9 protein-coding genes are annotated in these 9,011 nt (G+C 41.9%); all 9 read left to right on the top strand.

Annotation, left to right across the window (positions count from 1 at the left end):
• Window positions 1–1,514 (top strand): dihydroxy-acid dehydratase (gene ilvD / locus WB217_RS15520; protein WP_423994151.1); only part of this gene is annotated, 1,514 nt, incomplete at its 5' end.
• Window positions 1,515–1,589: 75 nt separating this feature from the next.
• Window positions 1,590–2,024, top strand: a complete 435-nt coding sequence (locus WB217_RS15515; RefSeq protein WP_423994149.1) for a BrxA/BrxB family bacilliredoxin — start codon at window positions 1,590–1,592, stop codon at window positions 2,022–2,024.
• 85 nt (window positions 2,025–2,109) lie between these two features.
• Window positions 2,110–2,886, top strand: coding sequence for a class I SAM-dependent methyltransferase (locus WB217_RS15510; protein ID WP_423994147.1), 777 nt, complete (start codon window positions 2,110–2,112; stop codon window positions 2,884–2,886).
• A gap of 351 nt (window positions 2,887–3,237) precedes the next feature.
• Window positions 3,238–3,819, top strand: a complete 582-nt coding sequence (locus tag WB217_RS15505) for a YpjP family protein (protein ID WP_423994146.1) — start codon at window positions 3,238–3,240, stop codon at window positions 3,817–3,819.
• A gap of 110 nt (window positions 3,820–3,929) precedes the next feature.
• Window positions 3,930–4,511 (top strand): TerD family protein, encoded by a 582-nt coding sequence (locus tag WB217_RS15500; protein ID WP_423994145.1) that lies wholly within the window; start codon window positions 3,930–3,932, stop codon window positions 4,509–4,511.
• An 88-nt stretch (window positions 4,512–4,599) separates the two neighbouring features.
• A complete protein-coding gene (locus WB217_RS15495) occupies window positions 4,600–5,388 on the top strand; it encodes a TerC family protein (RefSeq protein WP_423994143.1) in 789 nt (262 codons plus the stop codon).
• A gap of 80 nt (window positions 5,389–5,468) precedes the next feature.
• Window positions 5,469–6,665, top strand: a complete 1,197-nt coding sequence (locus WB217_RS15490) for an HpcH/HpaI aldolase/citrate lyase family protein (protein WP_423994141.1) — start codon at window positions 5,469–5,471, stop codon at window positions 6,663–6,665.
• A complete protein-coding gene (locus tag WB217_RS15485) occupies window positions 6,610–7,968 on the top strand; it encodes a phosphoribosyltransferase family protein (RefSeq protein WP_423994139.1) in 1,359 nt (452 codons plus the stop codon). Before WB217_RS15490 ends, WB217_RS15485 begins: the two co-directional genes overlap by 56 nt.
• Window positions 7,968–9,011 (top strand): cysteine protease StiP family protein (locus WB217_RS15480; protein ID WP_423994138.1); only part of this gene is annotated, 1,044 nt, incomplete at its 3' end. The genes WB217_RS15485 and WB217_RS15480, both read left to right, overlap by 1 nt.

Raw genomic sequence — 9,011 nt, 5'->3', positions numbered from 1 at the left:
CAAGAATAGCGGGAGGCGCACCGCTTATTTTCAATACAATTACGGTTTCTGATGGAATATCGATGGGTACTGATGGCATGCGATATTCACTTCCAAGCAGGGATTTGATCGCAGACTCGATCGAGACGGTTGTACAGGGTGAAAGTCTTGATGGCTTTGTTGCAATCGGGGGCTGTGACAAGAATATGCCAGGGTGCATGATGGCGATTGCCAGGATGGACCTGCCATCTATCTTCGTTTATGGCGGGACAATCAAACCGGGAAAACTGGATGGGAAAGATATTGATATCGTTTCTGCGTTTGAAGGAGTGGGTGAATACAACAAAGGTGCTATTGATGATGATCAGCTTCAAAAAATCGAATGCCAAGCATGTCCGGGTTCTGGTTCTTGCGGCGGAATGTACACAGCTAACACAATGGCGAGTGCCATTGAGGCCCTTGGAATGAGCTTGCCTGGCAGCTCCTCCAATCCCGCAGAAACAGAAGCCAAGCGTGATGATTGCTTCACTGCGGGTCAGGCCGTCTACCAATTGCTTGAGCAAGACATCCGTCCAAGACAGATTTTAACAAAGAAGGCGTTCGAAAACGCGATCACAGTTGTCATGGCACTCGGCGGATCCACTAATGCCATCCTCCATTTAATGGCAATTGCCCATTCAGCTGAGGTTGATCTTAAGCTCGAGGATTTCAATAGACTGCAGGAAAGAGTTCCGCATATTGCTGATTTAAAGCCGAGCGGTAAATATGTCATGCAGGATTTATTCGAAGCAGGCGGCGTCCCGGCAGTAATGAAGCTGTTATTAAAAGAAGGCTTGCTGCATGGCGACTGCCTAACCGTTACTGGAAAAACGCTCGAAGAAAACTTAAAGGAATTTCCTGATTTAAAACCAGGGCAGCAAGTAATTCACCCGGTAAGCGAGCCGCTAAGGAAAGACGGTCCATTAGTAGTTCTTAAAGGGAATCTTGCTCCTAATGGGGCAGTTGCCAAAGTCTCAGGCTTAAAGGTTAAGAGTATGACAGGACCTGCCAAAGTGTTTGATGATGAGGAATCTGCTTCAAAAGCAGTTATGGCAAACCAAATTGTCGCAGGTGATGTCCTGGTTATTCGGTATGAGGGCCCTAAAGGGGGACCAGGAATGCCAGAAATGCTCTCCCTGTCAGGGATCCTTGTTGGAAAAGGTCTTGGTGAAAGTGTAGCCCTACTGACAGATGGCAGATTTTCAGGAGGAAGCCATGGACTTGTTGTCGGCCACATTGCCCCAGAAGCACAAGTAGGAGGACCGATTGCCTTGATCAAAAATGGAGATCTAATCACCATAGATAGTGAGGAAAAGCTATTAACCGTTAATTTAAGTGATGCTGAGCTTGCGGCGCGGAAACAGATGTGGAACCCTCCATCATTGCCTTCAAGGGGCACTTTGGCAAAGTATGCAAGGCTTGTATCCTGTTCTTCAAAAGGCGCTGTTACCGATTCATTTGAGGAAACAGTGGCAGAACACCCTGTCCATTCTTGATGAAGTTCTTTTATTGCGTTGAACATTGATAATATAGTATGCTAAAACTGAATTATTGTTGGGAGGGATCCTTTAATGTCAATGGCATATGAAGAATATATGAGACAAATGGTAAAACCGATGCGTGAAGAGCTGACACGTGCGGGATTTCAAGAATTGCTGACAGCTGAGGAAGTGGAAAAATTCGTTGTGAACACAGAAGGAACTACGCTAGTCGTGGTTAACTCTGTATGCGGATGTGCAGCTGGCCTTGCTCGTCCTTCTGCTACACAGGCAATATTAAGAAGCGAAAAGAAGCCTGATCATCTTGTCACAGTGTTTGCAGGCCAGGATAAAGAAGCTACAGCTAAAATGCGTGAATATTTTATAGACATCGAGCCATCATCACCTTCAATGGCATTGTTAAAAGGGAAAGAAGTCGTGCATTTCATTCCACGCCATGATATCGAAGGCCAGCCAATGGAAGCAATTATGGATAACTTGATTTCTGCATTTGAAGCGAACTGCTAGAGTTTTCTGAAAGGATGTCATCTGACGTCCTTTTTCTTTTCGGCTGATTTTTTACGTCTTTGTAATATGATGCGAGGTGTTAAGTGTGTTTGTGACAACAGCGGGCAGGACGAACGAAGAAATGGCCGCACAAGCCCGGAGAATTGCTGGTGAATTAAATGCAGAATTTGTACCAAGAAAGAAAAGGTCGATCATTGCAATACAAGAAAGGATTTCTGATAATTGCCTTGTTGTTGGAAAGGATCGACTGGAACTTTACCCGTTTGGAGAAAAAGAGCCATTCTTTTTTCACCCGAATTCTGCCATGTTCCGGATTAAAAGGCTGATGAATGGTGAAAGTGACCCTCTCGTTGAGGGTGGGGAATTGGTATCAGGAATGAGCTTTCTCGACTGTACACTTGGTCTTGGGTCAGACAGCATTGTAGCCAGTTATGCAGTTGGAATGAGAGGTTTTGTAACGGGAGTAGAAGCCCGGCCAGAACTATCATATCTTGTTAAAACGGGCTTGAATAGCTGGGATTCCGGATACGAAGCTATTAATCAGGCGATGGCAAACATTAATGTTGTAAATGGATATTCTCTTGATTTTTTGAAAAAACAGGATGATGACAGCTTTGACTGTGTTTATTTTGATCCGATGTTTGATGAATCCATTCTTGAATCAGACGGAATAAGAGGATTAAGCCATTTTGCCGTTTATGAGGGTCTTTCCAAAGAGACGATGGACCATGCCCATCGTGTAGCGAAACAGCGAGTCATTCTAAAGGATCATTTTCGAAGCACAAGGTTTGATGAATTTGGCTTTAAAGTACACCGCCGGAAATCAGCTAAATTCCATTTTGGTGTTATCGAAAAAGAATGAGGGAAGTCCCTCATTCTTTTTTATGAACTTACTTACTTTATTAATCTGCGATTGACAAATACACAAAATAGGCAAGCATAAGGAAACTTATTGCAACAATACCCCACTCCATAGATTTAACCTCCTTCTAAGTAAACGAAAATACTGCCCTAATATTTCCTTTTAACCATTTTTGAAAAATTTGAAACCCTTTACCCAAATTTACGTATAAACAAGTTATAATAATGCTACAAATATTTTTTACTTTTTTCGGATCTTTTGTTATAAGAACATTAAATAGCAATAATTTAAAAAGAGCATTAATAGTTTAACTGATAATCAATTTTCTAATACATAAAGGAAGTGATCCACATGCCAGCATGGCTTCGCAAATCGCTAGTCGTCCTGATTTCCATCTTTACCTTTGGGGTGGTTTCTCCTGCACAGGCGAATGGATTCCTGACAACAACGACTGACCGGGCTGAAAAATCCGCATCTGCTGAAACTTCATATTATGAAACTCTGGAGTCTCCGCTCGATGAGGAGGCTGAAAGGGATAAATTTATAGGCAGGGCAATGAAGGAAGCTGAAATGCAATCGTTTCAGAAATTTGGCGAAAAGATCAGACCAGTAATTGAGGACGAGTTCCGGCAAACGATCCTGCCAAACATTGAAAAGGCGATTGAAATGGTAGCTGTCCAGTTTCCAGGAGAAAAATTAAATTCTCTTCGAATCACCGAGATGCCTGGCGGCGGGGAATCAGAGAAGATTTTTCACATCACTGATGAAAATGGCAAAGACATCATCCGTTTCCACGTAAGGCGAGACCAGCCGCCCAAAGAGGGCTTCTGGTTTAACTTTCATTATCATACTTATCATGATAGTTTCCAGACACATTACGAACTGGGCACTATTTTCTGGGCTAAAAACACACCGCCTAAATGGAAAAGTTGATATATTTGAATTTAAGAAGGATTTGTGAAAAAATATTTATAGTAAAATGAAACCTTTCTTATCATTAAAACGTAAAAAACTAACGAAATAAATTTTTGGAGGTAGAAAAAATGGCAATCAGTTTATCAAAAGGCCAGAAAGTAGATTTAACTAAAACAAACCCTGGTTTGACAAAGGTAGTAGTCGGCCTCGGATGGGATGTAAATAAATATGATGGCGGCAATGATTTTGACCTTGACACGTCCGTTTTTCTTTTGGGAGATAACGGCAAAGTAACTTCTGAAGCTGACTTCGTATTTTACAACAATACGACAGGCGGAAATGGTTCTGTGGTACATACAGGAGACAACCGTACCGGAGCTGGTGATGGGGACGATGAAACAATCACAGTTGATTTAGCTGCAGTCCCTGCAGAGGTAAAAAGGATTGCCTTTACAATCACGATCCATGATGGTGAAGCTCGCCGCCAGAACTTCGGTCAGGTGTCTAATTCATACGTAAGAATCTTGAACGCTGGCTCAAACGAAGAAATTATCCGTTATGATCTTGGTGAGGACTTCTCGATTGAGACAGCAATTGTTGTCGGTGAGCTATATCGCCATAACACCGAATGGAAATTCAGTGCAATCGGCAGCGGTTACCAAGGTGGATTGGCAGCACTTGCTACAGACTTTGGGCTGCAAGTAGGGTAAAATGATATAAGTGAGATTATGAAAGGCCCGGCCAATGCCGGGTCTTTCTATAGAGAATATATTCAACATAGTGGGAGGAACTACAAGAATGCCTGAAATATTACAAGGATTTATAGATACTTATGCCCAGTTTTTTGATTGGGATATGTGGGTTCGAGTTTTAACGGATCCGGTTAGCTGGGGATTGATTGGTACGCTTGTGATCCTGGAAGGTCTATTGTCGGCGGACAATGCGCTCGTTTTGGCTGTAATGGTTAAGCACTTACCGGAGAAACAGCGAAAGAAAGCATTGTTCTACGGTTTGCTTGGAGCCTATGCTTTCCGTTTTATCGCAATCGGCATTGGTGTTTATTTGATCGAATTCTGGTGGGTAAAAGTAATTGGAGCCGGCTATCTTGCCTGGCTGTCAATTAAATACTTCATGGATAAGAAAAAAGGCGAAGAGCCAGATATCGAAGAAGTCGAAGGTGTTAAGCAGGGCGGGCTGCTTATCCGTTTATTCGGCACATTCTGGGGTACGGTCGCTGCTGTTGAAGTAATGGATATTGCTTTCTCTGTAGACAGTGTTCTCGCCGCATTTGGTATCAGTCAGGAAGTTTGGGTGTTATTACTCGGCGGTATGCTTGGCGTATTGATGATGCGTGGAGTTGCCGGTATATTTCTGAAATTGATTGAACGCGTACCTGAGCTGGAAACGACTGCTTACATCTTAATCCTGATCATCGCTGCAAAAATGTTTGCTGGCGTTTTTGGATTCCATATTGATCACATTTACTTCTTCATCCTTTTGCTTGTAACATTTGGAGCAACATTCGTTGTCCACTATATGAATAAGAAAAAAGCTGAAGAAAATGAGCAGCAGAAAAACGTACAATAAAAAATATTACTTTTTAGGGAACTGACTTAGGTCTGCTCCCTTTCTTTTTATCTATAACGCCCAAAAAGGGGAATTTTTCTGTGAAATTATTTTCAAATTTATATGAAAAAGAACTGGAAAGTTTGTTTTTCATCAAACCAGCCAAATTTAATAAAGATACAGATCGAGAAGTTTTAGCATTTGCCCTTGGAGCGACTCTTTACATGCCTGCTACCAGAGAAAATATTCATCAGGAATTGCTGGTAAAGAAGCATGATGGTCTGGCATCGATGGTGATTTGTCTTGAAGATTCAATAGCCGACCATGAAGTGGGTAAAGCAGAATTGCAATTGGTTGCGGAATTGAAGCACCTAAATGAAGCGCTCGAAAAAGATTTTTTATCGAAAGATGAGCTGCCTTTAATTTTTGTCAGGATCCGCAGTCTGGAACAACTTCAACATATAGCAGTATTAGCAGGTGATGCATTTAAAGTGCTCACTGGAATCGTCATCCCTAAATTCGAACCTGCTTCAGGAAAGGGGATTCTAAAGTTCATTAACGACTTAAATACTAATGGGTCACCATTATATGCTATGCCGATCCTGGAAACAAAGAGAATCATAGAAAAAGAGACAAGGCTGGATGAATTGCTCGCCATCAAAGCTGTTGTGGACGACTACCGTGAGTTAATTTTGAATGTAAGGATTGGTGCCACGGATTTCAGCGGATTATATGGAATCAGAAGAAATGCCGACACGACAGTATGGGATATAGGAGTAATCCGTGATTGTATTTCTGATATCGTGAATGTATTCCTTCGTTATGACAGTCCATATGTTGTTTCAGGTCCAGTTTGGGAGTATTTCTCTTCCACACAAAGAATGTTAAAACCTCAGTTGAGGCAGACACCATTTAAAACTGCATTCGGGCAAGATGGGTTGAAATGGCGTGCAGAATTGATTGACCGGCATATGGATGGATTGATCCAAGAAATTTTGATGGATATAGCAAATGGTTTGACTGGGAAAACGATTATCCATCCAAGCCACATTAAAACAGTCCATGCATTGAATGCTGTCAGCTACGAAGAATATATTGACGCAAAAAATATTGTAGATGAAGCAGAGAACCACAATGGCGTAAGGAAAAGTGCCTTTGCCAATAAAATGAATGAAATAAAACCGCACTACTACTGGGCACAAAAGATTTTGCGGAAATCACAGGTATATGGGGTGCTTCAAGATGGAATCACAAACATCGATTTACTCAAACAAGAAATATGCATATCAAATTCTTGAGAACCTTTCGATTGAATTAGAAATTACCGAAAATCCGTATAGCTTCCCGTTAGAGGAACTATTTATCATGGCTGCACGGCGGAATAAAAAACGGTCCTTCTTGTTCGTGAGCAAAATCTTAGGAAAACATTTGCCGATTATCCCTTCTAAGGGTTTGCTAACTGGCTCGCTCCTGGCAGCCCAATATGCATTCAAGACGGCAGGTATGGAATTAGGCAAGGAATTCAACCTTCAGGCAAAATTCACTGAGGAGAATCCTAATGTGCCAGAAGCATTCATACCTTCGGAAATGTCACCTGTAATCATTGGATTTGCGGAAACAGCGACTGCCCTTGGACAAGCATTCTTTTCCGCATTCAAGAAGGCGGATTATTTTCACACAACCAGGGAGATGATCTCGAACGAAGATCCAGTTATAACGTTCGAAGAAGAGCATTCACACGCTACTTCCCACCGCTGCTATATTTCAACGAATCTATTGAATAACGGAAGGGAAATCGTCCTTGTAGATGATGAGATGTCCACCGGGAAGACGGCAATTAATATTATCCGATCTATCCAAGCGGAATTTCCGCGTGATATTTACTCAGTTGTTTCTATTCTTGACTGGCGTTCTGACGAAGATGTGCAGAAATTTAAAAAACTCGAAGATGAACTAGATATTAAGATCAACTGTGTAAGTCTATTAAGAGGGAAGTTTACCGTATCCGGTCATTCACCAGAATCGAAACCGTATACAGAAGAGCAAGCATTCGACTTACCCGAACCCAGGGTAAATAAGATTTACGTCGATCATATAAATCCCATACGAAGCTCCAGTTATTTCGGGGGCGAACTTAAAGAAATACCATATGCTGCTACCAGCGGAAGATTTGGAATGGATGAAATAGCAAGAGATTTACTTGATGTAATAATTCTGGATGTTGCAGCAAAGCTTTCCGCAATGTCACAAGGAAAAAGGGTATTGTGTGTAGGCACAGGAGAATTCATGTACATTCCGATGAAAACGGCGGCGCTGATGTGTGGGAATGTAAGCTACCAGTCTACTACCAGAAGCCCGATCCATATCGTGAACAAGGATGGCTATGGAGCTAGGTACGGAATGGCATTCCCCAATCCGGAAGATTTAGAGATTCAGCATTACTTGTATAATGTCGCTCCCTTCCAGTACGAAGAAGTTTTTATTTTCTTCGAAAGAGAGATTCCAGATGAATGGCTGGAACCTATGCTGAAGGAATTTCAAAAAACAGGCATCCAAACGATTAATCTCATATTTTTTCACAGCAGGAAGGTGAAAAAATAATGGATGATATTTTGTGCGGTTCCTATGAAAAAGAAGATGTCACCTTTCTTCTAAAGGACCTATCTGGCATTAACTTGGAAGGTTCCTCAGAGGTCAGAGAGAAACAAATTCAAGCAGGATGGCATTATAGTGAATCGCTTCCGATTGAAGAGAAGCCAGGCAATGAATATATGGACCTTTTCTGGAGCCTGCTTGAATCACACAAAGAGAAAGTTGCATTATATACCGGTATAGTGGCTGAGCAAATTTATCATACCAAAGGAAAGAATACGATTCTCGTATCATTGGCGCGTGCAGGCACTCCTGTGGGCGCATTGATAAAAAGGTATATTGAGGATAAATATGGAGTAATTCTCCCTCATTTCAGCATTTCAATCATCAGGGGCAAAGGAGTGGATGAAAATGCACTCCGCTATATCTTAGCGAAGCATCACGGTAAGGAAATCCAGTTTGTCGATGGGTGGACGGGCAAAGGGGCTATTTCACGTGAACTGCAAAAATCTTGTAAGGAATTTCATGATAAGTACGGGGTTGTTCTTGACGACAATATCGCTGTTCTTGCAGATCCGGGATGCTGCTCGACCATTTACGGGACAAGAGAGGATTTCCTCCTGCCCAGCGCTTGCCTGAATTCCACTGTCTCAGGCCTGATCAGCAGGACAGTCCTGAATGAGGATTTCATAAATCCTGACGATTTTCATGGAGCAAAATACTATAAAGAATTTGAAGATATTGATGTTTCAAAGGATTTTCTTAAAGCAATCAATCAAGAGTTTCCCTCGATATTCCTTCTTGCTGAAGAAGGGGCATCCAGGACAGTGGAGAATCGGAAAAAGGCGGATTTTACAGGGCTAGAGATTGTTAATAAGATAGCTTATGAGTATGGGATTGAAAATATTAACCTAATCAAGCCTGGTGTTGGGGAAACGACAAGAGTGCTTTTGAGAAGGGTTCCCTGGAAAATTCTCATCAAGGATTTTCACAGTCCGGATATCAAACATATTTTATTACTTGCAAAACAGAAAGAGGTCGAGCTCGTGCAC

The sequence above is a fragment of the Mesobacillus sp. genome, assembly GCF_049588175.1.
In the GTDB taxonomy this organism is placed as follows: domain Bacteria; phylum Bacillota; class Bacilli; order Bacillales; family Cytobacillaceae; genus Mesobacillus.
The sequence above is the reverse complement of the archived record's forward strand: the minus strand, read 5'-3'. Positions and strand labels throughout refer to the sequence as shown.

Coding starts and splice junctions, on each gene's coding strand:
- WB217_RS15515 (WP_423994149.1), top strand. CDS start 1,590: ATGTCAATGGCATATGAAGAATATATGAGACAAATGGTAAAACCGATG.
- WB217_RS15505 (WP_423994146.1), top strand. CDS start 3,238: ATGCCAGCATGGCTTCGCAAATCGCTAGTCGTCCTGATTTCCATCTTT.
- WB217_RS15500 (WP_423994145.1), top strand. CDS start 3,930: ATGGCAATCAGTTTATCAAAAGGCCAGAAAGTAGATTTAACTAAAACA.
- WB217_RS15495 (WP_423994143.1), top strand. CDS start 4,600: ATGCCTGAAATATTACAAGGATTTATAGATACTTATGCCCAGTTTTTT.
- WB217_RS15485 (WP_423994139.1), top strand. CDS start 6,610: ATGGAATCACAAACATCGATTTACTCAAACAAGAAATATGCATATCAA.